The organism is Trichocoleus sp. ST-U1 (genome assembly GCF_039961835.1).
In the GTDB taxonomy this organism is placed as follows: Bacteria; Cyanobacteriota; Cyanobacteriia; order Cyanobacteriales; family FACHB-T130; genus FACHB-T130.
The window spans coordinates 1-23,639 of record NZ_JAMPJZ010000048.1; the positions used below are offsets into that span (position 1 = coordinate 1).

Sequence of the window (23,639 nt, forward strand, 5' to 3'; positions counted from 1 at the left end):
GTTATTGTTACTCACTCATTAGCATTTTGGATTATGGATTCTTTAATTGGGTCAGTAGATTCGCAGATTGTATTAGTAGTTGCAGCGATCGCCGTGTCCCTCTTGCTGGTTACGCTGCTGATTAGAATCTTAAAAGCTAGTTTCGGGTTGATTTTGACAATTTTGGTGGTGGTGGTGGGATTGCAGTACGTTTTTGGCATCACCCCCGGACAATTGTGGGGTGAGATCGGGAATTTACCCCAAGATGCGATCCAACTGGTGAAAAACCTCGATTGGAATTCTCTGATATCAAGCTTTAATAGCTGAAGGCAGCATTCAATCACTTCTAATTATTCATCTGACAAGAAAGTTAATTTCACTTGATGAGGCAAACCTCATCAAGTGAAATTAACTTATTCGCCGTAAATCCCCCACGAAGTTGGAAGCGCCACCATACCGCTTGCGGTTGGTGGTGGGTAGTTCACGCATTAAAGGCTCGTGATATTGACGAAGATACCTATGAACCGTCCGATCGCTGGGTAATGCTCTTCAGTTTGGCTGTCTTACTCTTGGGGACAGGTATCATCTACTACGTTTTTACGGCTCCTGTGCAACTGATAGCCGGTGCTATGTTTGAGTAATGTTTTACTACGGCAATGATTTGCCAAGCGGATAGGAGAGGATGTCCTTTTCGAGTGTCTCTTCAGATTACTAAGCTGTCGTGCATTCAGACTGCGAGCAGAGCCTCCGGGACGCAGTCCCCTGAGAGCGAGAAAGCGTCGCCAATCGAGTTTATCCGCTCATGCAGCAACCTGATTGTGTACTACGTCAACAGATTAGCAACGTTTGTTCAATGGGATCTTACACGGCTTAACGCGAGTGCCATTTAAGCTAGGGATGATAGTTAGCGATTGCGCTTAACTAAGTATCATTCACCATTGACTAATGACTAATAACTGGCTGCTACTTTTAGTGTGGATAGGAGTTGGGACTGGCTTGCGCTTGCTGAATTTGGCTGGCAAGTCGCCTTGGACGGATGAATTTTCGACGCTGGTTTTCAGCCTGGGGAATAGTTTTCGCGGCGTTCCCCTAGATCGAGCGATCGCACTCGATACTCTTCTGCAACCTTTGCAAGCAAACCCAGCAGCCGGAATCAACGATGTCATTCATCACTTAGTCACTGAAAGCAACCATCCCCCTCTCTACTTTGTGCTAACTCACCTGTGGTTGAAACTATTTCCGCCGGATGGGGGATTGGTTTCGCTGTGGGGGGCGCGATCGCTTGCTGCCCTTTTCGGTATCGTCTCTATCCCTGCGATGTACGCATTTGGCTGGTTTGCGTTTCGTTCTCGGTTAGTAGGGCACCTGGCGGCGGCGATGATGGCGGTTTCCCCCTACGGCATCTTTCTAGCGCAGGAAGCCCGTCATTACACTTTGGCAATTTTGTGGGCGATCGCTTCCCTTTCCTGTCTGGTGGTTGCCGCACGACACCTGCAACGTCAGGCACCTCTGCCCATTTGGCTGGTACTACTCTGGGTAGGGATTAATACATTAGGAATTTCCAGTCATTATTTTTTCGTTATAACTTTAGGTGCCCAAGCGCTGGCGTTGATTGTCCTTCTATGGCAACAAAGACGGACTCAGAAGAATTTTAAATTTCCCAGTGTCAAGTCCTCGATCCCATTGCTGGCGGTTGCGGCTGGGACGCTGGCGGGGGGATTAGTGTGGGTGCCAGTATTCTTGCAGAACAGTTATGGGGGCAAGCTAACCGAATGGATTCAAGGCGATCGCGTCGGTTTGGCATGGCTTAGCCCAATCTTTCAAGCGATCGCGGCTTGGATTACGATGATCGCCCTACTTCCGGTAGAGTCACCCGATTTAGTCGTGGTAATTCTTTCTGGGGCTGTGATGATTGTTTTCTTTCTTTGGGCGCTACCCATCCTCTATCGAGGCTTGAAATTTCAGCGGCAAGAGGCGGGTTTGACAACCCAACTCTTTGAGGGTTTTATTTGGAGTGCGATCGCGCTATTTTTTGTCTTTACCTACATCCTGGGAATTGATTTAACTCGCGGGGCAAGGTATAACTTCGTTTATTTTCCCGCTGTAATTGTTATCGTAGGAGCCAGTCTTGCCGCCTGCTGGAACGCTGTAAAGGCTGAAGAAACTGCTTTAAAACAGTCAAGTCCAGTCAGCACCAATCCCGGCTCAAAAGCTAAAGGTCAAATCAACCCTTTTATTAAAATATCTGGTCAAAAAGCTGTTGCGCTCATTTGGCTTATGGGACTTTTGAGCGGGCTAACAGTCGCCTGCAATTTGGGTTATCAGAAATACTATCGCCCCGATCTCTTAGTGCCACCGATTATAGAGTTGCAAGATTCCGCATCTTCATCTGTGCAAGTGCCAATTCTAATTGCCACAACTCACAAAACCCATGTACAAAATGGGGAAATGATGGGAATCGCGTGGGAACTCAAACAGCAAGCGGTACAGCCAAGGGAAATCCAATTTCTCCTAGCGCATCAAGACCAAAATCCTCAAACTTCAACAGCGGCGCTGCAAAAAACTTTGGCGACTTTACCGCGCCCTCTAGATGTTTTGCTGGTAAATTTCCACGCACCCATAGAGTTAGATAAATGTGTTACGAATGCCAATTTCCCTTCAGTGGATGGCTACGAAACCAAGCTTTATTACTGTCGAGATCGCTAAAGCTTAACTGCTTTTTTTGACGCTTTCTGGAACGCTCAGCGATGACAAACCCGCGATCGCTCTTAAATTTTGAGAGCGAATTAACTCTGTAAAATTTAAACTAGAGCGACCTTCGATTTTACCGACGGCTTCAATTGCGGATAACAATTGCTGGGCAGCTTCAGCTTCCGTGTAGCCCCGCCGAATTGCTACCTTAATTGCCGATTCATCCGCATCCAGTTCAGACTGAGAACTGCGAGTATTTCGCCAAATCTGAGTCGCTGCCAGTCCGCTCAATCCGCTAGCCACGACAACACCTACGGCATCTCCTTGGACAAGCTGCACGATTGCTCCGATTGCTCCAGCCGCCACCACACCTTGATAAAGGTCGGGTTTAAACCACTTGATCCCAGTCAGCCAAGCAACTGTGCGTAAAATCAGCAAATCTCGCTGCGGCTGAGACAAGCGACGCCATAAATCAAAATTGATATAAATCGGTCGATCTTGTGCCCAAGGCAGCGGAAACGGGCTATCAATTACCTGCGATTGCTCCGGCTTGCTAACCACTTTTGTCAGCATTCGACCAGATGCAGGCATGACATCTAATAAGCGGCGAATTTCAGGCTCTGGATTCATCTTGGATGACTTGGGGCAACTATGGTAAAGACGCGATCGCTCCCCTCTACTCACTGAAAACTATTCTAAGGAATGTGGATGAAATAACTGGTAAAAGTAGGGATATGCCCCTACCCAGGAAGTTGAAATAAATCCACAATCCTCAGTTTTACGGGGAGGGAGACGGAACGGCTGAAGCCGTAGGCTTGGGTTTAGGAGCTTGCTGAGTGGGCGGAGTGGTAGTTCTAGGCGTCGCCTTGGGTGTTGTTGTCGCTCTGGGTGTCGCCGGAGGTTTTGTGGCGGGGGCTTGCAGCCGAGTTGCGGGTGAGGGCGCTAGGGCTGGGCTAACAGGTGTTGACGTTGGTTCGGGTGAAATCGTTGTAGCCGGTAAGGGCGTTATCGCTGGGTTAACGGGTGTTGACGTTGGTACAGGGGAAACCGTGGCACCGGGAGCAGGAGACACCGTTGGGCTAGCAGCCGGAGCGGTGATAGAAGCAGGAGCGCCCTGTACACCCAAAATACTGGGATCTCCAGTGTCAAATATGCCAGCTAGACAGGCAATCATCATTGTCGCCAGCGTGCCAGCAAATAGCGCTTTCCAACCGAGTTCGGAGATATCTTTGCGCCGCGAGGGGATGAGGGCAATAGTGCCACCGACAAAAATTCCCACCGAAGCCAGATGGGCAAATCCGGAGAGGGCATAACTGACGATTAACACCGTGCGATCGCTTACAGTTCCGGCTTGGGCGGCTTCTGCTAACGCTTGATAGGGAGGAATTGCAGTTTCGAGGAGTCGTCGCCCAATAATCACAGAAGCCGTCCAAGATTCGCTAAAAGGGACGCCGGTTAAGATTGTTAGGGGATAAAACAAGACTCCTTGAATATTTGCCAAAGTGACAACTTTGAATAAGTCACCGACTGCTCCGGGTAAACCGCCCAACCAACCAAAAAATTGATTCACTAAAGAAACTAGACCCAAGATTAAGATCAGCACAGCAGCGATCGCTACTGCCATCTTCACCCCATCTAAAGAGCCGACAATCGCCGCATCTAAGGGGCTAACTCGCTCGATGGGTTCTCCCGCTACGGTTTCCTGTTTGTACGTTCCTTCCTTCTCGACTTCCTCAAACTCATTTTGCTCAAATTCCTTGGCTGTTTTTTCGCTAGGAATGCCGCCCAGCGTCAGCGGAGTTCCGGTTTCTGGCACTAAAATTTTTGAGATCACAAAACAGGCGGGGATAGCCATAATCGACGCCGATACTAAGTGTCCCAGAATGTTCGGAAAGACAGGTCTGAGGAAACTGACGTAAATAGCTAGGGTTGAGGAGGCAGCCGTACCAAAACAACACGCTAGAATCGCGCACAGTTCCGAACGGGTCATTTTTGGCAGATAAGGCTTGACGACAATCGCCGCCTCGATGCCCACAAAAATATTCGCGGCACCGCTGAGCGCTTCCGCCCCGCTCAGGCGCATCGTCCAATAAAATAATTTGGCAAATAGCTCGGTGATGACTTGAATGACGCCGATGTTGTAGAGGAGCGCCATCAGTCCGGAGAAAAAGATTACTGTTGGTAAGGCGCGAAAAGCAAAAATATAGCCAAGATTGATTGGTGGATCTTGACCGGGGATGGGGACAATATTTCTCCCAAATACAAACCGCGCCCCAGTGTCAGCAGCGACAAACACCGCGTCTAGTAAGGTCGTAAACCGCTCCAGTGCGATTCGCGTGGGGGGAAACTTGAACACCAAAAAAGCCAAGACTAATTGCAACCCGATGCCCCAGATAATGACGCGCCAAGGGATGATTCGCTTGTGTTCGGAAAAGAGCCATGCGATCGCGCATAAACCAAAAAGGCCGAAAAAGGAGATAAGGTTGAGATAAAAAGGATGAGACATGGGCTGAATCCTTATTTCTTGAGAGAGTGCTTCCCAGTTTGCCGTCCCCTACAAATCAGCGCGTTTTTCGGCTTTATCCCCGCCTGGAGAAGGATGACACGGGACACCCAAGACAATACCTGAAAATGAGGCGCTTCAGTACTACTACAGCTTTAAAATAAGCACAGAAGCCTGTATCTTATTCAAACTTAAGAATTCCTAAACACAAGGAAACAACTTAGCTAGAGCAGTCCCAGCTTAAAGAATGCTGCTCTTGGGCAGTTAACTACCCGCAAATTCAATACATGGAAGCTTTTGACTCAGTTCCTCCCAAATGGATCGAATCTGCTACTCACGCCCGCGAGTTTTGCTGTCCTAACTGTCGGGCTTCCTCCAGGGAAGCGCAACAGGTTTGGCTCAACCGGCGATCGCCCGTGATGACGGAAGACTATCGCCGAAAATGGCAGGAGTTTTATCAGTGCCAGTGTGGTTGTGTTTGGTGGGCGTGGAGTAACGATCGCCCTCCCTCTGATTTATTAAAGCGCGAGCCTCCAGCGATTGACGAGTGATGTTTTATAGAAGTAAAGCGCGACTCCCGACGGGATAGCTACTCTACCCTTCGGGAACCCCTTCGAGGAACGAGAACGCTACGCGAACGTTTCACGCATTTCCTCTGGTTGAGCGTCTTAGCGAAGCGAAGCCGTTAGGCTGATCGCACGATTGTGTCAGCCGTAGACAAAAGAGCGATTGCGCTACCGCGCAGCCTTCGGCTCGCATATCGGAAACTTAGAAATTACGTCTTTTACAAGGCGTTCACAACAACTGCCATGAATCTATCAATGTTTGCAAAAATCCTGCCTGCTGCTGTGTTAACGATTGTCTTTGCCTCTTTGAGCGGCAATAGCTTAGCCCAAAACGCCTCATTTCAAGTAGTAAGTGCTAGAGATGGAGATGATGTAACGGTAAGCCAAGGCAGCAAACAGTTCAGAATTCGGCTAGCTTGTATTGATGCGCCTGAAAGAGAGCAGAAACCGTGGGGCGATCGATCGGCTAATCGCCTCAAGCAGCTTCTAGTCCCTGGTCAGAGCGTGCGGCTAAGGGTGGTGAATACAGACAAGTCGGGGCGAACTGTGGCGGAAGTTTACCGAGGCAATCAGTTGGTAAACCTTCAAATGGTGAAAGAAGGTCAAGCCGTTGTCTACCCGCAACATTTGAACAATTGCGCTGCTACCAAAAACCAATATCTACAAGCACAGGCAGCAGCTAAAAAGCAACGTTTGGGTTTTTGGAAACAAGCTCAACCGATGATGCCGTGGGATTTCCGCCGCACTCAGGGTAGTCGCGGTTAGTGAGCGGGAACGAAGACAAGGAATATACTTTGGGTCTTAGCAAAAAGCGCTGGGCAAACAAAGGCGATCGCATTCTCTTTTTGTCAGCGCGTTAGCGAAGTGAAGCCGTTAGGCTTAGCGCTCCCCACCTCCGGCAAGCAAGCTTTAAGATGAAGAAGTATTAACAACGCGAATATCGCTTCATGGACTGGAAAGAAATATCCGGTAATTGGGTGTTAATTCCCCAACATCCTGTAGGAATTGTGCATTTTCTTGGGGGCGCATTTGTGGCGGCTGCACCCCACGTCACTTATCGCTGGTTATTAGAACAACTGGGGAATCAAGGCTATGCGGTGATTGCGACGCCGTTTGTGAATACGCTGGATCATAGCGCGATCGCAGGCAACGTTCTCCTGAGCTTCGATAGCGCCATCGAACAATTACGGGCAAAAGCGTTATTGCGGCGGCGATATCTCCCAATCTACGGACTTGGACACAGCATGGGTTGCAAACTGCATTTGCTCATCGGTAGTCTTTTTTCAGTGGAACGTGCTGGGAATATCCTGATTTCCTTTAATAACTACACCGCAAGCGAAGCCATCCCATTTGTGCAGCAGTTTAATTTCAGCCCAGCTTTTAATGTCGAGTTTACACCTTCGCCGGTAGAAACTAACAAGTTGATCGCTGATAAATACAGTATTCCGCGAAATTTACTGATTAAATTTTCTAACGATACGCTTGACCAATCAACTGGCTTAACTGAGGTTTTGCAAAAGCGATTTTCGGGGATGGTAGCAATGCAAATGTTACCAGGAAGTCATATTACACCGCTTGGTCAAGATGTCAATTGGCAAGCGGGAAAGGACTTCACACCGTTTGATGCTGTTGGTCAATGGGTGAAGCAAGAAATTTTATACAAAGAGCTGAATTTGTTGAAAAGAGAAATTCTCCGCTGGTTACAGCCTTTCTCTCCTACTTAACAATTACTTGAATATTTAGTAGCAGCAATGGTGTAACTGCTGCGTGTAGGCTGAACAAGGCAAGAAAGAAAGCTCGTGTTATAGCAGTCCTAAAGGATTCCTAAAGGCAAAATCCCCGGCTTCGAGAGAGAATTAGGGTATCTGACATTGCTGGCATCTCATCACTCAAATAGGATTGCTATTAGCAAAGCACAATAATAGATTGTGCTTTTCTTTCTTGGGCATCAACTAGCTGCGAAAGTCCTACTAATTTTATTGTTTACTTCAGCAACGCGGCGGCCCATCATCGTAGGAAATTAAATTATCTCCTGACTCAAGAATAAACTTAACTTGGTGGTCTGTAGCAACATGAAACCACCAACTGTGTTTAAGTTCCCCCCTTTTATACGGGCTGTCCCACTTACAAACAAATATTATGTTTTCCCCTCCCACAGGTAAGTGAACGGAGGAATTGCTTTTTTGGGAAAAAATTCTATTCTTTAATTTTTGAACTAGAGTGACCGAATCGTTTTGTTGTTTAGCAGCTTCGCCTTCAAAGGTAATAGTGAGTAGCCTTATCTTAGGGTAGCACTCAGTTGGAATGCAAACACCGCCTACATACTGTAAAGTTAAAATATTTTCCGAACCAGGGGAATCAGGCCATTCTTGAACACACCCATTCTGATTCTGATAAATTCGTGGTGGTGATGGTAGCAAATTAGCTACTTGTTTAGCCAATTTAATTGCTTCAGTAGGACTCAGTTCTGGCTGCATAAAAAAACTTGAGGAGGTAGAACTTAATCTACCTCCTCAGTGTCTACTTTTCCGAATGAATTACTTCATGTTGACGGGAACTTTCAAACCTTCCGCTGAGAGTCTGCCGTCTGGCTGAATGGATTCACCTTCGATGAAGGAACGCAACATCCAAGCCATTTGCTCATGTTGTTCCATCAAGCCGGTGAGGAAATCAGCGGTACCTTGATCGTGGAAGTTATCACCGCACTGATCGATGTGTTCGCGCAGGTTGCGGATAACCAGTTCGTGATCTGACACGAGGTTTTCTACCATGTGAAATGCGTTGGGAAGAGTACCCGGATCTTCTTTAATAGAAGCGTACTTCAGGAAGCCTTCCGCAGTTCCTACGGGATAACCACCCAAGGCGCGAACTCGCTCAGCGATCGCATCAATGCTTTCCGTCAACGCGGTGTAGTGTTCTTCCCATAGCTGGTGCAGGGAGCGGAACTGAGGGCCAACCACATCCCAGTGGTACTTTTTGGTTTTGATCAATAGCAGGTAGGCATCCGACAGATCTTTATTTAATAAATCCGTCACGCCTTGACGCTGCTCTTCTGTTAAACCTATGTTTAAAGGACGCATAATTGTTGTGTTCTCCAGCGATAATCACTCTTACTAGTGCAACAAATCTATACAGGGGATTCATCAGCCAAAGGGGAGATTAGTCGAGCGCTTGATATTGCGTGGGTTTGAACGTAGTCAGATGGGTAGGCTCAAGCTTTGGATATAGCACTGACTTTGACGCGGTGCAGCAGTTTCTCTCCTTGGCGGTAGCCGAGATTACTGACTTTCACAATTTCTCCAGGTTGAGCAGTTCCTTTAATGAGTTGATGGAACTGCGGATCGTAAGGGAGTTCTGCACCGACAGATGCGATCGCTTCCACTCCCCATTGAGAAAGCATCTGTTGCACAGGTCGGACTAATGGCAGCAATTTCACCGCTTCCATCTGGGGATTCTCTAAAGCTCTGGCGGCTGCGGTAGGCCAATACAACAAAAAAGATTCTAAAACTTGCAGACTCGACATCTGGAATTCCTGCATTAAAGTTTCTCGCTGCTGTTCTAAGAGCGATCGCAGCCGCTGATACTCTTGCTGTAAAGACGCCAACTCATGTTCCCGATTTATCTGCTCTCCCAGCGCTGGAAGTTTCCTATCCCCAAAGGTGGTCAGTAACTCATTCACTGGCACTTTCAAAGCTTGGGAGAGCTTGATCAGAGTTTCTACTCGCATCTGCGAAACTTGTCCCAGTCGCAGTCGCTTGACTTGTCGTTCCGAAACTCCAGCTTGCCGACTCAAAGCTTTATAACTAGAAATCCCCAGCAGTTGCATCCGTTGCTGCAACTGCTGGGCAAAATCTTGCTGTACAGAATCTGGTTCGTTTACCACGTTTGCTTTTTCAGTTCACCCCGCAGGTGCGTTTTAATTATTGAAAGCTCCTAGGGGCACACAACTCGCTGTGCGCCCCTACTGTCAGTAATTAATGTTTACTGGCAACTGCTTGTCTTGTGCCAACAGAGGTTAGGGTTCCAGTTTGCAGATGCGCTTCTAAGAACCACAACCGCTTATCGATCGCGCGAGACACTTCTGTGTAAAGGTCTGCGGTATCAGCATCGCCTAAATCGGCTGAAGCATCAATATTTTGGCGCAGCGACTTGGCATAAGGTGCAAAGCGTTCCGCCAAAGCGATAATGTGGTCTTTGCCGTCGATGATATCGATCGGATACTCTGGCAAAATAGAGGCAGCTACCGCCATCCGAGCCGTTCCCATTGCCAACCCTCCTAGAGCGGTGACTCTTTCGGCAAACAGATCGGTGAATTCTTCCAACTCAGTAGCCAGCTCATCAAAAAGTTGGTGTAACTGGTAGAAGTCCATCCCTTTAACATTCCAGTGTGCTTGCTTTACCTGAGTTTTTAGGTCAAGGGTGGTTGCTACGGTTTGGTTCAGAAGCTCGATTACCTTAGAGCGAGTTTCTGCGGCGATGTCAATGCTAGTTGGGTAGAGACGTTGATGATGATTGATACTACTCATATGCCTTGATCCTTTTAGATGGAAGTGTATAGAAAAGCACAGACTTTTGTAGATTATCTTTGCACGCTTAGGACAAGATAAACTGCGATCGAGGATACTAATTCGCAGTACAGGCTGAATTTTGAGCTGGAAAGCTTGTTTTTGAATACTCAAGCTAAATGCATTCTCAGAACAGAGCGCGGTGCGCGGCGAATCCGGCAAGAAATTGTTTCTTGACCTAAGCGCTGACAAGCTTCAAATCGATGACAGCCGGAAAAACCATAGTATTCTCCCTCTACTTCCAGCACGTCGATGGGTTCTTGCTGACCGATTTCTTGAATGGATTCCATCAAAGCCGCTACTTTGGCTTGGTCAGTTTGTCGCGGCAGAGGACGATGAATCTTTTGCAGGGGTATTTCTTGCACCCTTACCATAGGACGAGTAGCTGTCTCCATCTGTTGTTTCTTTCTAAATCATACTCGGAATGACTTCGACTTGACAACTGGATACTTTAAATTAAGCTGAAGATTGTCGTTCATCCCCGATCTATTCGTCCTGGCGTCTATCACAATAGATGGAACAACTAGCTGCGTAGGTTGAGACAAAATATAGAGTCAGCTTTGAAGAAAAATCTTCTATCCTCAGATAGTCCATGCAAAAAAAGGGATGTACCTTGAGGCAGAATTTGGTAAAAACCAAATCGCAAAGTCGGAAATTCACTCGTCCGGCTGGGATGGGAAAACGTTTAGGTCACTGGTCCCGCACCATTTTGACGGTGTTTGGGCTGATAGGACTCACAGCAGCGTCTGGACCGGCACCCAGTAGCAATGATGTGGAACTGAAAGTGGGGGTTGTGCAGCGATTTGGTGAGGAACCCGACCAAATGACGTTGCAGGCAACATCGGGAGATCGCTTGATGTTGCGCTTTAATACAGGCGATCGCCAACAAACCCTGCAAACCACCAGTGCCAAGCTAGAAGTGACCATGCAACCTCTACCAGCACCTGCTTTAGAGGAACGGCTTGTCCTGGGCATTTATCGGAGTTTTGAAATGGCGGAAGACAGTGCCAAAGCGTGGCAAGCCAAGGGAATTGAGGTTGAGGTAGCGCAGCCGGAACGCTGGCAGGTGTGGGCAAAACGCGATGTTTATAAAACGCCTTTAGTGCGCCGCTGGCTGTTGCAGAACCTTCAAGCTCAAGGCGATCGCGCTGCGTATTTGGAGACGGAAGTGGTGCAGAAAGTGCCCAAAGCGTCTCTCGTAGTGAATGGTTTTCGGTACGATCGCGACCAGATAGAGATTATCCCTGGCAAAAACCCGATCCAGGTGACAAAAGGCAAAAACTCGAAAAATAGCGTTCTCTACGCTGGCTCGTTGCGGCTGCAACCCAACGCTTACGGCACTTACACCCTGGTCAATCAAGTACCCTTAGAAATTTATCTGCGGGGCGTCGTACCGCACGAACTGGATGGCGGTGCCCCCTATGCGGCGGCGGAAGCGCAGGCAATCATTGCTCGGACTTATGCACTGCGGAACTTACGGCGGTTTACAGTGGATGGGTACGAACTGTGTGCAGACACCCACTGCCAAGTCTACAAGGGTCTCACCGGCACCGTACCGACAACAGACAAAGCGATCGCGGCGACGAAAGGTCAAGTACTAACTTACCAGAATGAACTGGTGGATGCCCTTTATTCCAGTACCAGCGGTGGCATCAGTGCGCCCTTTAATGATGTCTGGAATGGCCCAGATCGCCCGTATCTCCAAGCCGTGGTAGATTCATCTGGGACAATTTGGAACCCGCAGTTGTCTTTGGCTCAAGAACAAAATTTCCAGCGGTTTATCAGCCTGAAACAAGGATTCCACGAAACTGGCGGCAATTGGTTTCGCTGGAGTAAAGCCAGCAGTATCGCTCAGATTACCCAAGATTTGCAGCTTTATCTCAAGCGGACAAAGACTCCCCATACTCCCTTTAAAGCAATTAAGCAATTGCGGGTAGCAGAGCGATCGCCCTCCGGACGGATTATCCGACTGGCGGTGCAAACCGACACCGGCGTGGTTGAGATCCATAAGGATGATATCCGCAGTGCCTTCCGACCACCCCGCAGCACCCTTTTCTATCTACAGCCTATCTATGGCGCAGACAAAACCGTAAAAGGTTATGCCTTTACTGGGGGCGGATTGGGGCATGGCGTCGGCATGAGCCAAACCGGCGCATTCAATTTAGCGAAAGCGGGTTGGTCAAGTCAGCAGATTCTCAACTTTTACTATCCTGGTGCCCAAATCCAGCCTCTCAACCAGTCCATTACCTTCGGCCCGGATCAAAATACAAAAGCGTTGCCCAACTCCTGAAAACAATCAAGCAGGGACACTGGAAGAGTGTCCCTGCTAAAAAGCTTAGAAGTTGTCAGTTATTTGGCGGCGGGTTTAATCCAGATATCTGTAAATAGTCCATCCTATCGATCAACCCGCCCATACAAGTCAGTTGCTGGTTTGAAAAGACGCCAATAATAGCGCGTCTTTTACTGATATCCGTTGTACGTTGTTTTTTCTTGTCTGCGATCGCTGACAACCAACCACTGACTGGTTTTCTTAATAGAGTTCTTCTTCTTGGTGGGTCATGATGGTGCAATCCGACTTGGGATAAGCCACGCAAGTCAGGACATAGCCAGCTTCAATCTGATCGTCATCCAGGAAAGACTGGTCAGATTGATCGATATCACCCTCAGTCACTTTGCCAGCGCAGGTTGAACAAGCACCAGCGCGACAGGAGTAGGGCAGATCGAGACCTTGATCTTCTGCGGCGTCAAGAATATAGACGTCGCCTTCAACTTCAATCGTGGTGTCCAGCCCTTCGGCTTCGTTAATTAACCTTACTTTATAAGCCATGTAGCGTTCCTCTCAAGTAGTCGAAATGGCAGTAGTAATTCAGAGTAGAGCGACCTTCCTCGCTAGACTAAGCTCAGGTAAAGGTTTGCTTACTAGGTTCACTTCCTCTTTAGATACTACGGGAAAAACCAGAGCCTTCAACACGAGATCAATAGATGGTGTGAATGGTATTCGTAATAAACTTTTAAGATTCAATCCTAATTACTTATACTTATCAATGGAATGGTAGACCAGTGATACGATGTTCAGCTGACAATTCCTCGAGAACATCGAGATACCTTCTTCGGGGTAAATATATTAGCTGTAATTATAGAAAGAATTAATAACAACAATTAATCTTTAAATTCAGACAGATGAACTGAAAAATTTAGAGATTAATCACCGGATGATTTTTTACTGTTAGCAACAACACATTTTTAAAATGCCAACATCAGTGTCTCATCCTGCGTGGTCTGGCAAGCTCCCAATCGGTGTCGGGCTGGTGGGAACCGGATATGCAGCTAAACTCCGGGCGCAAACATTTCAATCCCAAGATAGAACCCAGCTAGTAGCCGTTGCCGGACATACCCCGGACAGCACAAAGGAATTTGGTCAAACCTACTCTTGCCAAGCCGTTTCATCTTGGGAAGATTTAGTGGGGCGCGAGGATATCGATTTGATCGTCATCTGCACGGTAAACCAGCAGCATGGAGCGATCGCGCGTGCCGCACTTGAAACTGGCAAACACGTTATTGTCGAATATCCGCTGTGCTTGGACGTTGCCGAAGCAGAAGCACTCATTGCCTTAGCACGCGATCGCAACCAACTCCTGCACGTCGAGCATATAGAAATTCTGGGCGGTTTGCATCAAGCACTGCGGCAATCCTTACCCGAAATTGGAGAAGTCTTTTACGCCCGTTACAGCACCATCAATCCCCAGCACCCCGCACCCCAACGCTGGACTTATCACCCAGAACTATTTGGCTTTCCCCTGTGCGGTGCCCTCTCTCGCATCCACCGACTGACAGATTTGTTTGGGAGTGTCGCTACTGTCAGCTGTCAAGCGCGGTATTGGGGCGAAGGGGCGTTCTACCAATCCTGTTTTTGCACAGCCCAGCTAAAGTTTACTAGCGGCGTGGTAGCAGAGGTGATTTATGGGAAAGGAGAAAATCTCTGGCAACCATCCCGGAGTTTTGAGGTTCATGGAGAACAGGGGGGATTAATTTTTGATGGAGATGAAGGCAAGCTAATCAAAGAGAACGAGACAACACCGATTGAAGTGGGAGGGCGTCGAGGTTTATTTGCCAAAGACACCAGCATGGTTTTAGACCACTTGATTGAAGGCACGCCCCTGTATGTCACCCCAGAGGCTAGCTTGTACGCCCTCAAAGTTGCCGATGCCGCCCGTCGTTCCGCAGAAACTGGGCAGACAATTTTAGTTTAAATGCTTTTAGGACAGTCATAAATAAATAAGGATGCGATCGCCTTTTTCTCTCTCATCTCCTGCTGTCTGGTGACGAGATGAACGAGTTTTGCGGCGATGAGCGATCGCTCTACGAACAAATAAGGCAAACAATGGTTAATTCATCCTTTCTAAGTTAAAAATAATGATTTAATTCGTAATACCTTCTCGAAATTCTCGTAGTGCTTGAGTATGGTTTGCTATGTTGATACAGCCAATTAGTAGAGCTACATCTAGATTGGGTAAAAGTTGCGACTTAGGAACGGTTTCGTATTCTGCATTCCCTAGAGTATAAAACGACAGTTGCTCGTTTACCCAAAACCAAACTTCAGGAATCTTCAGCCGTTTGTAGGCTTCTAGTTTGTCAATACCTCCACTGGTGACAATAACTTCAATTACTAAATCAGGGCGTTCTCTATCTGACCCAAGTTCATAAGATTCATCAGCTTCGCGTTTAACTCGTCCAGATTCGCTTTCTAGCGTCATTGAGCCAGTTGGAGTAAAATCCAAACCCAAGCATTCGAGATATATTTCTAATAAAGCCCCGATGCGTTCTTTGATGGTTTCGTGTTTTTTCCCCAGCACTTTGCGAATCTCTAAGACTCCATCTAAAAAAGACAGCTTAACTCCCGGACGCTCAATTAGCTGTTCGACTACTTTGAATTCTCGCCAGGTCAACTCGTCAATTAAAATGGGTTCTGCGTCTCGTTCGAGGAGTGTTAATATCATTAGCTAAACTCAAGTTTAGTTATTGAGTTAATTGTATATTAATATGATTTTAGCAACTTTAAAATAAAAACGATCGCGCCCTTTAGTCTACGCGATCGCATCTTTATACCCTCATCTCTTGTTGTCTGGTGACGGGATGACTATGCTACAAAGTGCGCTCGCCCAACAAATAAAATGTTTTGCTCATTTGGCAGATGCCTGGTACTTTTGACTACCTGAATCTTTCCACCTTGATATCCAAACTAGGAATAGAGCGATCGCACCAGGAGCAGTCTGAATGGCTAGTGTAGGCTAATTGTGGCAGGAACTGGACCCTGACCATTTGGCTCATCTAATGGAATAACCTTGATTGTTAGATCAGCTAGTTCATTACCACTTGTGTACTGACGGTTCACTCCATACGGAACAGGTCTGTCTCTAAAAAAAACACCTTCTGTGCGGAAAAGATACCTATCTTCGCTTTGCTGAAGCTGTTCACTAACAAGCTTTGAAAGTTCTCGCATAAGATTTAGGATAATCTTTGCAGTTGGCTCGGCAGCAATATTTACAAGTTGGATAGTCAAATCGATTGCTTTACTTCTGATAATAGCTTCAAGTTTTTCCCCTAATTGTATATCTTCGCGGCTACTCTCCATTAATAAAACAGAGACAGCAACGAATTCTCCTGGATTATTAGGCCCGTAAATAAGATGTCCATCTCCAATCATTTCTACAGTGCCACCGCGACGGATATTGACATACTCAGCGAAGTTAAAATTAAGTGCTTCCTGTTGAATACCCTGACTATCAATCGCTATAGTCACAAGGTAAGGTTCAGAGTAAATCAAGTCTGTAATATCTTCAAAAAGAAGGTTTGCTGCACCTTTTTTAAAGGTGAACGATGGCACAGTGATCGCAATTTTGTCATTATTAGGGTCGAAGGACATTAACTTTTCCTCAGTATCAAATATGGTTTATAGTTGAACAGCTAACCTTGAATGAGGCGCTTTTGTAAAGTTTGGCAACTTAAATAAAGGCACCGCATCTTTGAAGTAGATGCACCTTCAGTGATAAACAGTCAGCCTGAGAATCACTTTTAGGGAATGGTGAGCGATCGCTACTTCGCGCTTCTGGGATAATATTGTCTAGCTAGCAAATTTACGCAACTACTAAGCCACTAGCCAGAGCTACCAATTTGTCAAAAGAACCGTTGAAGCGGTTTCTATCTACAGGACCCCTGACTCCGGCTACTGTGCCGCTTTCTGTATGTTGCCAAATCGTGTAGCCGTTCCCTCCCCAGTTATTAGCAGGGACATTAGGTTGAGGTTTGGACGTGTAGTGAGCAAGCCATAGAGGATGATCTGTGAACTCTTGAGTATCACGCATATATTCTCTCCAAAAGGAGGGACTGGTATAGATAATAGGTTTTTCCCCGGTTGCATCTTCTACCTTTTTTAACCAAATTTTGACTCGGTTAATGCGTTCGGCAAAAGCAAGATTTTTCCAAGCCTCTCCAACTTCCTCTGGCCAAGGTTCTACATCCAAAACAGGGGGTAAATCTCCAGCCTCAAGAACATTTTTAACAACTTGGAGAAAGTTATCTACTTGCTCCTCAGCAGTTTTTTGGGGACGAAAAAAATGATAAGCTCCACGCATAATACCCGCAGCTTTCATCCCTGACCAGTTAGTAGCAAAGGTTTTATCCTTGAAGGTAGCACCTTCCGTTGCTTTGGCCAAAGCAAATGATATATTGGCATTTTTGACTGCCTGCCAATTTACTGGAGGATTATGGTTAGATACGTCAATGCCCAGAACAGAAGCATTGGAGTTTCCTAAAGAGCTGGAGTTTAGTAGCCAAATATCAATAGCATCACTAGCTACTTGTCTGTTCCCAGCATCAAATCCATTAACAATAATCCGCCGCTTTCCTGCTCGATTAAATGGATATAAAACAGACCAGCTACTATTAATAACAGGAATTGTGCTAAGTAGATACTGCTCTGCAAATATTTCTACTCTAACTACTGTAGAATCGGCATTTCCTTGGAAAGAGACTGCGTCACCTAATTGGAATTGAGACGAATTAATTGGGCTGTTAATCTTGAGAAGCATTTTTAATTTCCTTGGGTATAGTTGATGATTTTGAAGTTTAGTTCAGTAGGGTTGATACAAATGCAGTTAAACTATAGGGAATAGCTTGAGCAAATCATCTCCGGGAATAACGGTTGTCCAGAAAATGTAGTTTTTGTTTTCTTTGTAGCGGCGATCCTGCATGATTAAATTCATGAATTTGTCATGATCTGCTGCGGTGCGTCCTACAAAACAGCCAGCGCCCCACTTACCAATGTCATGACGCGGCGCACCATTAGCATGATGCTGATTAATACCAAAAAGTCCTGTATCTAGCTTGTCACCTGTGCGGATACCGTTACGGTCAAAGTCGCGATGCACTGTGACATTTTCTACCTGAACAAGAGCTTTTGGCTGGTTTGTAGACGCAGTTATATGGGCACCAACGCGCCAAGCTTTGTACTGCTCGAATTTAATTCGAGCAGCTCCTCTAGGATTCATCAGATTTCTAGTCCAAAAGCTTCCTGGTTCTGTTGTTGCTTCCCAATTACCAACAATCTTAGGTATGCCATCCACAACTTCAATAACAATCCGACGATCATTAAAGTGATTAGGTGCATCGTTGTTCTCAGTACCGTCGGTGTTTATTCCCTCTACATAGGCAATGTTATACTCGCCAGGTTTGGTAGAAATATAGTAGTTCTTGGTTAGCATATACTTGATGATGCAACCTGCTAGATCATTAAGTGGTCTGAGTCTTGGCTGCGGCAGTTCCGTAGGATCGGTTTCGATTAATTTTTCAGCGGTTTCAGTATCCAAGACTCCTATTTCAGGACATTTCATGAGTTCCTGAAACTCTTTTAAAGCTTCTGTAGTAATCGGACCAAATTTACCGTCAATCGATGAATCAAGCAGGTTGAGCCAAACGAGGCATTTTTGGACGTCTACTGTTAGTTCTTCATCAGCAGCAATTTCTGCAATGGTGTATTTCTGTCCAGATCTGTGAAATTCGTAAATATCCATGAATAATAGTTTCAGGGTGAATGAGAATGCAAAAGTATAGATGTTACTTTGGCTTTTCCAGTGATAACCTGCCCCTGAGCGCACTGTCGGTGAGAAAAAGTGAGTTCTTACCACAGAGGGATGTAAATTTTCTGTAAATTAGCTGGGTGTTTCAGCGCTGAAACACTCAGCTAATTTAACCTTCAGGTCAAAAGCACTAGTGATCGCCGGAAAGCTACAGATGGAGGCAGAGTTAGCCGTAGCGAGTTGGGAAGCCTTGTAATTGGGAGAATCTCCAGCATGAAGTGGGAAGAAGTCTATGATGCTTTTTGAAGCTGTTGAGGGTTCTGAACAAGGGGGAACTCGTCCGGTCATTATCGCTCTTCAGAGATGCAATCAATAGACCTCTTGCAAAAGTTGCTCAGGAAGATTTGCAAGAGGTCTATTGAATCAAGCTTTGTTGATTGCATTGGATTTGCCAGGTCAAGGCGTTGGTGTAGCCTGCTGTAAGCATTCGCACTGTCGGTGAGAAAAAGTGAGGTGTTTTTTGTAAAGTTACGTACATTTACAGATAAATTCTCTGAAAGACGGGAAGAAAGCCAGTAGAAATTGGTACAACCTATCAAAATGGCTGGCAATGAAGGGACAAGAGGGGCTTACCTTAGTCGATGGGCTTTTACAAGCTGCCAATTTGGGACAAAAACTCAATGATGTTCAATCTGTTGTATTTCTGGAAACTTGGGCGGGACGATCATACGCAGAGATTGCCAAGCAGCTAGGTTATCAACACGACTATGTTAAACAGGTGGGTTCGCATCTGTGGCGTATTCTCTCCCAAGCATTAGGCGAACCAGTCTCGAAGCGAAATATTCAAGCAGTTTTGCGTCGCTACCAACAATCGCAACAAGGTAAGCAAGATTGGGGAGAAGCGATTGATGTTTCCCAATTTTACGATCGCCAAGAGGAACGGCGATCGCTAGAAAGTTGGATTATTGAAGATCGCTGTCGTTTGATTGGGATTTTCGGACTCGGCGGGATGGGTAAAACAGCCCTTTCGGTGAAAATCGCTCAAGAGGTGGAATCACAATTTGAATTCGTGATTTGGCGGAGTTTGCAGCAAGCACCGCCCCTGAGTGCTTTAATCCGCGAGATTGTGGCTATTTTAACGGGAGAAACCGAAATCCCAGACGCTTCAACTAACAGCTTCATGGCACAATTGCGCCTCAAACACTGCTTATTAGTCCTTGATAACGTAGAGTCAATTTTGCAAAGCGAAGAGCGCGGCGGACAGTATCAATCCGGTTATGAAGATTATCGCTGCTTATTCGAGCGAATTGCCGACGAACCCCACCAAAGTTGTCTTGTTATCACCGGACGAGAAAAACCCGGCAGTTTTGCCGTGCGGGATGGCAAAAACTTGCCAGTGCGATCGCTTCCACTTAAAGGACTCTCAGGGGCAGATGGCGAGCAAATCCTTATCGACAAAGGTGTAGACGCAGCTAGCTCGCAACGACGAGCAATTGTCAATTACTTCGGAGGCAACCCGCTTGCCCTTAAGATTGCTGCAACTACGATTCAAACCCTGTTTGGCGGTAATATTCAAGCCTTTTTAGCACAAGGCACTACGGTTTTTAGCGATTTGTGGGACTTACTCGAACAACAGTTTGAGCGTTTATCCCCTCTGCAACAACAGATAATGTATTGGCTGGCGATTCACCGCGAAGGAGTAACGCCAGCAAAGTTACAGGAAGAAATCTTGCCCAAAGTGTCTGGGCGAGAGTTATTCGAGGCATTGGAGTCACTTCATACGCGATCGCTGGTTGAGACTGGAAACGAGAACTTAACACTACAACCCGTAATTATGGAGTATGTCACGCAACGCTTCATTAAAATCATTGAGCAAGAGATTAGTTGTGAGATGCCAGCGGTTCAGATCCCCGACTTCTAAAAGAAGTCGGGGATCTTTTTTGCGTTAAAAAACCTTTCATTTTCTACTTGCGACTCGCTACATTTTTAAAACCAGCGACTTCCGCTAAAGTGTACAGGGGTCTACCTTTGACTTCTTCATAGATGCGCCCGATATATTCTCCTAGGATACCGATACTTACCAATTGCACGGCACCGAGAAAGAAAATTGCTACCAGAATTAAGGTAAACCCGGTTAAAGGGGAATTGGGGACAAAAATGCGCCAATACAGAACTAATATCGCCATCACCAGAGCGATCGCTGCCGCGAATAAGCCGACATAAGTAGATAGCCGCAGCGGTACTTTTGAGAAGGAGACTAATCCATTCACTGCCAATGACAAAGATTTACTGAAAGTGTACTGCACCTCGCCAGCAAAGCGGGGGTGACGCTCGAAGTAGACGGCGGTTTGGGGAAAGCCTACCCAAGAACGCAGTCCCCGGATATAACGATTGCGCTCAGGCATCGAATTAAGGATATCTGCGACTTGTCGATCCATTAGACAGAAATCGCCTGTATCGGTAGGAATGTCTACATTTGCCAGACGCTTGAGAAGACGATAAAACACATAGGCGGTGAAGCGCTTGAACCAGCCTTCTTTGTGGCGTTTGATGCGCTGAGCATAGACAACTTGATAGCCTTGTTGCCATTTTTCCACCATGTCTGGAATTAATTCTGGGGGATCTTGTAAGTCGGCATCAAGGATAATAATTGCTTCACCTCGAACAAAATTAAGACCTGCGGTGACAGCAATCTGATGACCGAAATTACGGGCAAGGCTTAAGTAGCAAACTCGCGGGTCTTTTTCATGCAATTCGCGCAGCATTTGTAAAGAGCGATCGCGACTGCCATCGTTGACTAAAATTAGCTCCGTTGGGGCATCTAGCCGCTCCATCACCGCACTCATCCGTCGATAAAGTTCGGGGATGCTTTTCTCTTCGTTATAGATGGGAATGATGAAGGAATATTTGGGGTTCATAATTAGCTGTTAACGATTCGCCAATAACTTTTAGTGAATCGCTGTCATTGGTCAAGTGTCATTATTTATTCGCTCTTCGTCAATCGCAAAGGACTGATGACTAAGTAGGATAACTGAATTTAACCCTGTCATTTTGTCGTTTGGATTGAGGGACAAAACCATACATTGATAAGGTTTGATGAGTAACGCTTAGTCGCCCTACTCATCCGGCAAATAATTAAGTCCCTCTATTTAATGACTAATCGCTAACAGCTACGAATTATCGTTCCAATTTGTTAGGAATGCCTTCGCAACCACCGGGAATTGTGGCTCTGGTTTTTTCGCCACCCCAAGCACAACAATATTGGCGCAGTTCTTCCGAGAGTCCCTCAACGTCGGTGAAGTCGGCATTTTCTACTACAGCGCCCGTATAAGCACCTGTTTTGTAGTTAGCGTAGGGAGGTTGAGTATGAGTGCGAGGGGTCGCAGTTTCCCCCGGACCATAGAACAAGCGGGTGGCTTTGAAATCGGCACCGGCAAGATTCGCTTCATACAAGATGGTGCGAGAGAAATTAGCCTTGACTAAATCGCAATTGCTTAAGTTAGCACCAACAAGATTGGCTTCGCTTAAGTCTGTGCGGCGCAAGTCGGTGCCAGACAAATCTGCCTTCGCTAACATGACTCCTAAGTCGATAACGCGCACGCCGTTGACGCGGTCTTCTGCATAGCCTCCCAGTCCGTCAAAGATAGCTCGACCTAGGCGGCGATCGCGTTCTAGGGGAGTTAGCAATTTAGAACTGGACAAGAACCGCAGAATTTTGGCTTTCCCGCTGGCGTCTACACTGCTCAAGATAGCGGCGGTGCGCCCTTCGGCTAGTAACCGCTCTTGAGGCCAATCTTCGAGCAGTCCTTCTTCATCTAATACTAGGTCGGAGATCCCCTGAAAATAAGTATCGATCGTCTGTTGCTGGGTAATCAGGTTTTGCTGAATCGTCAGGGAGTTTTGCTGAATGGTCAAGTCTCTGGAAATAATGTACTGTCGCCACGCCACGTATACGGCGATGACAGCAATGAAAATTTGCCCTACAGCTCCTGTCCATTCTGCTAGGGAACCGAGTTCATCCCATTTTTGCTGGTTTAACCACTTGCCGATGTTTTGGTTGATACCAGAAAACTTGAGCAAGCTGATGAGCGATAAGATTGTTCCGACGATGGCGACGATGACAGCTCGCTGTTTTGGCGGTAGCATCTCATCCAGCACGGGTTCCAAACCAAGCCATAGCATCCGCAGCGATACGACTAGCCCCACGATCGCTCCTGATATCCCGATCCAGAAGTTATTAATCGCTAACCCTAGGATGACTAAGGCGATCGCTATCAGGACGATGGGCGTTCCTTGCGGAACAACTGGATTCTTTTTGGACAGCACCAGCGATCGCGGCATGGTAGCCAAATGTTGCTCGTATTGGTTCCGTCCGGACGGTGTCAGCGATTGCATCTGCGACGGGCTGTTCACAGCAGGTCTGTTACCATTGCCACTATCTTGAGCGTTTGACGGTGAATTGGACTGGGAAGGATTAGGCTCTGTCGTCATTGTGTTAATTCGTCAAGCAGGCGCAGTAAACCCATGCTTTATGGTAGCGGCTGTGGCAGTCAACAAGATTTTATCTAATAGAGCAGGCAAGTGTTAAGGGCAAATGGCGCTGAATGCGATCGCTCTGTTTCCTCTTTTCCCTGTAGTTCGAGAAAGACGCGATCGCTATCATAAAACAAGCAACTCAACAGAAACTAGGAGAATAATTCATGAACACCCAATTAGTGGAATCCCTAGTCCAAGTTATTTTATCTCTGTCACCGGATGAGCGATCTCTACTTGAAGAAAAACTATTTAGCAATATACCCTACCCTTCAACCCTTGAATTAGCGCACCTTGTACAAAGCGGAGGAGCTTTTGATTTTCTCCACAATGAACCTGATATTTACACCCTCGAGGATGGAGAAGCAATCTAGTGAGACTTAAAAAAGGAGATATTGTCCTAGTTAATTTTCCCTTTACAGACTTAAGTACAACAAAATTACGTCCTGCGTTAGTGCTGACGGCAAGTTCTGCAATAGATGAAGTGACTCTTTGCTTCATTTCCTCTCAAAATGCCACCAGCTTAAGTCTTGAAGAATTTGCTCTCAATATTTCAGACGCAGAATTTTCCAGCACGGGATTGCTAGTTTCTTCTAAAGTTAGGGTAACTCGAATTGCTACCCTTGAACGTAGATTAATCATCAGACGCTTAGGAGAGTTGGGTATTCTGCAAATGCAACAATTGAACGAAGTGATGATTCGGGCATTTCAAATAATGTAACTTGTG

At 46.5% G+C, this 23,639-nt stretch carries 26 protein-coding genes; 11 read left to right on the forward strand and 15 right to left on the reverse strand.

Features of this window, described 5'->3' with window-relative positions; translation table 11 throughout:
• The 3 genes from NDA06_RS16900 to NDA06_RS16910 form a co-directional block, all read left to right on the forward strand.
• Positions 1 to 306: hypothetical protein (locus NDA06_RS16900; protein ID WP_348251783.1), on the forward strand; the 306-nt coding region annotated here is incomplete at its 5' end.
• A gap of 56 nt (positions 307 to 362) precedes the next feature.
• On the forward strand, positions 363 to 620 hold the full coding sequence (locus NDA06_RS16905) for a hypothetical protein (protein ID WP_190429181.1): 258 nt from the start codon (positions 363 to 365) through the stop codon (positions 618 to 620).
• A 304-nt stretch (positions 621 to 924) separates the two neighbouring features.
• Positions 925 to 2,685, forward strand: a complete 1,761-nt coding sequence (locus NDA06_RS16910; protein ID WP_190985646.1) for a phospholipid carrier-dependent glycosyltransferase — start codon at positions 925 to 927, stop codon at positions 2,683 to 2,685.
• Between the two features lie 3 nt (positions 2,686 to 2,688).
• Here NDA06_RS16910 and NDA06_RS16915 read toward each other — a convergent pair whose 3' ends face one another.
• Together NDA06_RS16915 and NDA06_RS16920 are read right to left on the reverse strand one after the other, a co-directional pair.
• On the reverse strand, positions 2,689 to 3,300 hold the full coding sequence (locus tag NDA06_RS16915; protein ID WP_190985647.1) for a DUF3318 domain-containing protein: 612 nt from the start codon (positions 3,298 to 3,300) through the stop codon (positions 2,689 to 2,691).
• A 148-nt stretch (positions 3,301 to 3,448) separates the two neighbouring features.
• Entirely contained in the window at positions 3,449 to 5,176 is a 1,728-nt protein-coding gene (locus NDA06_RS16920) for a nucleoside transporter C-terminal domain-containing protein (RefSeq protein WP_190985648.1), read from the reverse strand.
• 284 nt (positions 5,177 to 5,460) lie between these two features.
• Between NDA06_RS16920 and NDA06_RS16925 the strand changes: the two genes are divergently transcribed.
• From NDA06_RS16925 to NDA06_RS16935, 3 genes are all read left to right on the forward strand, one after another.
• A complete protein-coding gene (locus NDA06_RS16925; protein WP_190410452.1) occupies positions 5,461 to 5,724 on the forward strand; it encodes a hypothetical protein in 264 nt (87 codons plus the stop codon).
• 258 nt (positions 5,725 to 5,982) lie between these two features.
• Complete coding sequence (locus NDA06_RS16930; protein ID WP_199324068.1) at positions 5,983 to 6,504, forward strand: thermonuclease family protein; 522 nt, start codon at positions 5,983 to 5,985, stop codon at positions 6,502 to 6,504.
• Between the two features lie 182 nt (positions 6,505 to 6,686).
• A complete protein-coding gene (locus NDA06_RS16935; RefSeq protein ID WP_190428694.1) occupies positions 6,687 to 7,463 on the forward strand; it encodes a DUF1350 family protein in 777 nt (258 codons plus the stop codon).
• Positions 7,464 to 7,727: 264 nt separating this feature from the next.
• On the opposite strand, the gene NDA06_RS16940 is transcribed toward NDA06_RS16935, so the two are convergent.
• From NDA06_RS16940 to NDA06_RS16960, 5 genes are all read right to left on the reverse strand, one after another.
• On the reverse strand, positions 7,728 to 8,216 hold the full coding sequence (locus NDA06_RS16940; protein WP_190535085.1) for a hypothetical protein: 489 nt from the start codon (positions 8,214 to 8,216) through the stop codon (positions 7,728 to 7,730).
• A 60-nt stretch (positions 8,217 to 8,276) separates the two neighbouring features.
• Positions 8,277 to 8,819 (reverse strand): Dps family protein, encoded by a 543-nt coding sequence (locus NDA06_RS16945; protein ID WP_190410457.1) that lies wholly within the window; start codon positions 8,817 to 8,819, stop codon positions 8,277 to 8,279.
• Between the two features lie 131 nt (positions 8,820 to 8,950).
• The gene (grpE, locus tag NDA06_RS16950; RefSeq protein ID WP_347276574.1) at positions 8,951 to 9,622 is read right to left on the reverse strand and encodes a nucleotide exchange factor GrpE; all 672 of its coding nucleotides are present in this window, start codon (positions 9,620 to 9,622) and stop codon (positions 8,951 to 8,953) included.
• 91 nt (positions 9,623 to 9,713) lie between these two features.
• Positions 9,714 to 10,265 carry a DNA starvation/stationary phase protection protein Dps gene (gene dps, locus NDA06_RS16955; protein WP_190985649.1) on the reverse strand — a complete coding sequence of 184 codons (552 nt, stop codon included), beginning with the start codon at positions 10,263 to 10,265 and terminating at the stop codon, positions 9,714 to 9,716.
• Positions 10,266 to 10,414: 149 nt separating this feature from the next.
• Complete coding sequence (locus tag NDA06_RS16960; RefSeq protein ID WP_190985679.1) at positions 10,415 to 10,678, reverse strand: sulfiredoxin; 264 nt, start codon at positions 10,676 to 10,678, stop codon at positions 10,415 to 10,417.
• A 299-nt stretch (positions 10,679 to 10,977) separates the two neighbouring features.
• On the opposite strand from NDA06_RS16960, the gene NDA06_RS16965 reads away from it, so the two are divergent.
• Positions 10,978 to 12,594, forward strand: coding sequence for a SpoIID/LytB domain-containing protein (locus NDA06_RS16965; protein WP_242033086.1), 1,617 nt, complete (start codon positions 10,978 to 10,980; stop codon positions 12,592 to 12,594).
• Positions 12,595 to 12,834: 240 nt separating this feature from the next.
• Here NDA06_RS16965 and NDA06_RS16970 read toward each other — a convergent pair whose 3' ends face one another.
• Positions 12,835 to 13,131 carry a ferredoxin gene (locus NDA06_RS16970; protein WP_190410460.1) on the reverse strand — a complete coding sequence of 99 codons (297 nt, stop codon included), beginning with the start codon at positions 13,129 to 13,131 and terminating at the stop codon, positions 12,835 to 12,837.
• A gap of 433 nt (positions 13,132 to 13,564) precedes the next feature.
• Here NDA06_RS16970 and NDA06_RS16975 point away from each other — a divergent pair, with 433 nt between their 5' ends.
• On the forward strand, positions 13,565 to 14,554 hold the full coding sequence (locus NDA06_RS16975) for a Gfo/Idh/MocA family oxidoreductase (RefSeq protein WP_348251784.1): 990 nt from the start codon (positions 13,565 to 13,567) through the stop codon (positions 14,552 to 14,554).
• Here NDA06_RS16975 and NDA06_RS16980 read toward each other — a convergent pair.
• From NDA06_RS16980 to NDA06_RS17000, 5 genes are all read right to left on the reverse strand, one after another.
• Positions 14,551 to 14,682, reverse strand: coding sequence for a hypothetical protein (locus NDA06_RS16980; RefSeq protein ID WP_277878356.1), 132 nt, complete (start codon positions 14,680 to 14,682; stop codon positions 14,551 to 14,553). The genes NDA06_RS16975 and NDA06_RS16980 overlap by 4 nt on opposite strands.
• A gap of 40 nt (positions 14,683 to 14,722) precedes the next feature.
• Positions 14,723 to 15,301, reverse strand: coding sequence for a Uma2 family endonuclease (locus tag NDA06_RS16985; protein WP_190985651.1), 579 nt, complete (start codon positions 15,299 to 15,301; stop codon positions 14,723 to 14,725).
• 281 nt (positions 15,302 to 15,582) lie between these two features.
• On the reverse strand, positions 15,583 to 16,227 hold the full coding sequence (locus NDA06_RS16990; protein WP_190985652.1) for a hypothetical protein: 645 nt from the start codon (positions 16,225 to 16,227) through the stop codon (positions 15,583 to 15,585).
• A gap of 211 nt (positions 16,228 to 16,438) precedes the next feature.
• Complete coding sequence (locus NDA06_RS16995) at positions 16,439 to 17,392, reverse strand: glycoside hydrolase family 25 protein (RefSeq protein ID WP_190985653.1); 954 nt, start codon at positions 17,390 to 17,392, stop codon at positions 16,439 to 16,441.
• A gap of 66 nt (positions 17,393 to 17,458) precedes the next feature.
• Positions 17,459 to 18,373, reverse strand: a complete 915-nt coding sequence (locus NDA06_RS17000) for a peptidoglycan-binding domain-containing protein (RefSeq protein WP_190985654.1) — start codon at positions 18,371 to 18,373, stop codon at positions 17,459 to 17,461.
• 616 nt (positions 18,374 to 18,989) lie between these two features.
• Between NDA06_RS17000 and NDA06_RS17005 the strand changes: the two genes are divergently transcribed.
• The gene (locus tag NDA06_RS17005; protein WP_190985655.1) at positions 18,990 to 20,300 is read left to right on the forward strand and encodes an NB-ARC domain-containing protein; all 1,311 of its coding nucleotides are present in this window, start codon (positions 18,990 to 18,992) and stop codon (positions 20,298 to 20,300) included.
• Between the two features lie 43 nt (positions 20,301 to 20,343).
• On the opposite strand, the gene NDA06_RS17010 is transcribed toward NDA06_RS17005, so the two are convergent.
• Together NDA06_RS17010 and NDA06_RS17015 are read right to left on the reverse strand one after the other, a co-directional pair.
• Positions 20,344 to 21,297 (reverse strand): glycosyltransferase family 2 protein, encoded by a 954-nt coding sequence (locus tag NDA06_RS17010; protein WP_190985656.1) that lies wholly within the window; start codon positions 21,295 to 21,297, stop codon positions 20,344 to 20,346.
• 259 nt (positions 21,298 to 21,556) lie between these two features.
• On the reverse strand, positions 21,557 to 22,870 hold the full coding sequence (locus tag NDA06_RS17015; protein ID WP_190410463.1) for a pentapeptide repeat-containing protein: 1,314 nt from the start codon (positions 22,868 to 22,870) through the stop codon (positions 21,557 to 21,559).
• Positions 22,871 to 23,079: 209 nt separating this feature from the next.
• Between NDA06_RS17015 and NDA06_RS17020 the strand changes: the two genes are divergently transcribed.
• Together NDA06_RS17020 and NDA06_RS17025 are read left to right on the forward strand one after the other, a co-directional pair.
• The gene (locus NDA06_RS17020; RefSeq protein WP_190985657.1) at positions 23,080 to 23,286 is read left to right on the forward strand and encodes a hypothetical protein; all 207 of its coding nucleotides are present in this window, start codon (positions 23,080 to 23,082) and stop codon (positions 23,284 to 23,286) included.
• Positions 23,286 to 23,633 carry a type II toxin-antitoxin system PemK/MazF family toxin gene (locus NDA06_RS17025; RefSeq protein WP_190430393.1) on the forward strand — a complete coding sequence of 116 codons (348 nt, stop codon included), beginning with the start codon at positions 23,286 to 23,288 and terminating at the stop codon, positions 23,631 to 23,633. The genes NDA06_RS17020 and NDA06_RS17025 overlap by 1 nt, the downstream gene beginning before the upstream one ends.
• Positions 23,634 to 23,639: the final 6 nt, after the last annotated feature.

Excerpts from the sequence above, each read along its gene's own strand:
- NDA06_RS17020 (WP_190985657.1), top strand. The coding sequence starts at position 23,080 with ATGAACACCCAATTAGTGGAATCCCTAGTCCAAGTTATTTTATCTCTG.
- NDA06_RS17005 (WP_190985655.1), top strand. The coding sequence starts at position 18,990 with ATGAAGGGACAAGAGGGGCTTACCTTAGTCGATGGGCTTTTACAAGCT.
- NDA06_RS16990 (WP_190985652.1), bottom strand. The coding sequence starts at position 16,227 with ATGTCCTTCGACCCTAATAATGACAAAATTGCGATCACTGTGCCATCG.
- NDA06_RS17015 (WP_190410463.1), bottom strand. The coding sequence starts at position 22,870 with ATGACGACAGAGCCTAATCCTTCCCAGTCCAATTCACCGTCAAACGCT.
- NDA06_RS16985 (WP_190985651.1), bottom strand. The coding sequence starts at position 15,301 with ATGATATTAACACTCCTCGAACGAGACGCAGAACCCATTTTAATTGAC.
- NDA06_RS16970 (WP_190410460.1), bottom strand. The coding sequence starts at position 13,131 with ATGGCTTATAAAGTAAGGTTAATTAACGAAGCCGAAGGGCTGGACACC.
- NDA06_RS16935 (WP_190428694.1), top strand. The coding sequence starts at position 6,687 with ATGGACTGGAAAGAAATATCCGGTAATTGGGTGTTAATTCCCCAACAT.
- NDA06_RS17010 (WP_190985656.1), bottom strand. The coding sequence starts at position 21,297 with ATGAACCCCAAATATTCCTTCATCATTCCCATCTATAACGAAGAGAAA.
- NDA06_RS16920 (WP_190985648.1), bottom strand. The coding sequence starts at position 5,176 with ATGTCTCATCCTTTTTATCTCAACCTTATCTCCTTTTTCGGCCTTTTT.
- NDA06_RS16940 (WP_190535085.1), bottom strand. The coding sequence starts at position 8,216 with ATGCAGCCAGAACTGAGTCCTACTGAAGCAATTAAATTGGCTAAACAA.
- NDA06_RS16945 (WP_190410457.1), bottom strand. The coding sequence starts at position 8,819 with ATGCGTCCTTTAAACATAGGTTTAACAGAAGAGCAGCGTCAAGGCGTG.
- NDA06_RS16915 (WP_190985647.1), bottom strand. The coding sequence starts at position 3,300 with ATGAATCCAGAGCCTGAAATTCGCCGCTTATTAGATGTCATGCCTGCA.
- dps (WP_190985649.1), bottom strand. The coding sequence starts at position 10,265 with ATGAGTAGTATCAATCATCATCAACGTCTCTACCCAACTAGCATTGAC.
- NDA06_RS16960 (WP_190985679.1), bottom strand. The coding sequence starts at position 10,678 with ATGGTAAGGGTGCAAGAAATACCCCTGCAAAAGATTCATCGTCCTCTG.
- NDA06_RS16995 (WP_190985653.1), bottom strand. The coding sequence starts at position 17,392 with ATGCTTCTCAAGATTAACAGCCCAATTAATTCGTCTCAATTCCAATTA.
- NDA06_RS16910 (WP_190985646.1), top strand. The coding sequence starts at position 925 with ATGACTAATAACTGGCTGCTACTTTTAGTGTGGATAGGAGTTGGGACT.
- NDA06_RS16965 (WP_242033086.1), top strand. The coding sequence starts at position 10,978 with ATGGGAAAACGTTTAGGTCACTGGTCCCGCACCATTTTGACGGTGTTT.
- NDA06_RS16930 (WP_199324068.1), top strand. The coding sequence starts at position 5,983 with ATGAATCTATCAATGTTTGCAAAAATCCTGCCTGCTGCTGTGTTAACG.
- NDA06_RS16905 (WP_190429181.1), top strand. The coding sequence starts at position 363 with ATGAGGCAAACCTCATCAAGTGAAATTAACTTATTCGCCGTAAATCCC.
- NDA06_RS17000 (WP_190985654.1), bottom strand. The coding sequence starts at position 18,373 with ATGGATATTTACGAATTTCACAGATCTGGACAGAAATACACCATTGCA.
- NDA06_RS16925 (WP_190410452.1), top strand. The coding sequence starts at position 5,461 with ATGGAAGCTTTTGACTCAGTTCCTCCCAAATGGATCGAATCTGCTACT.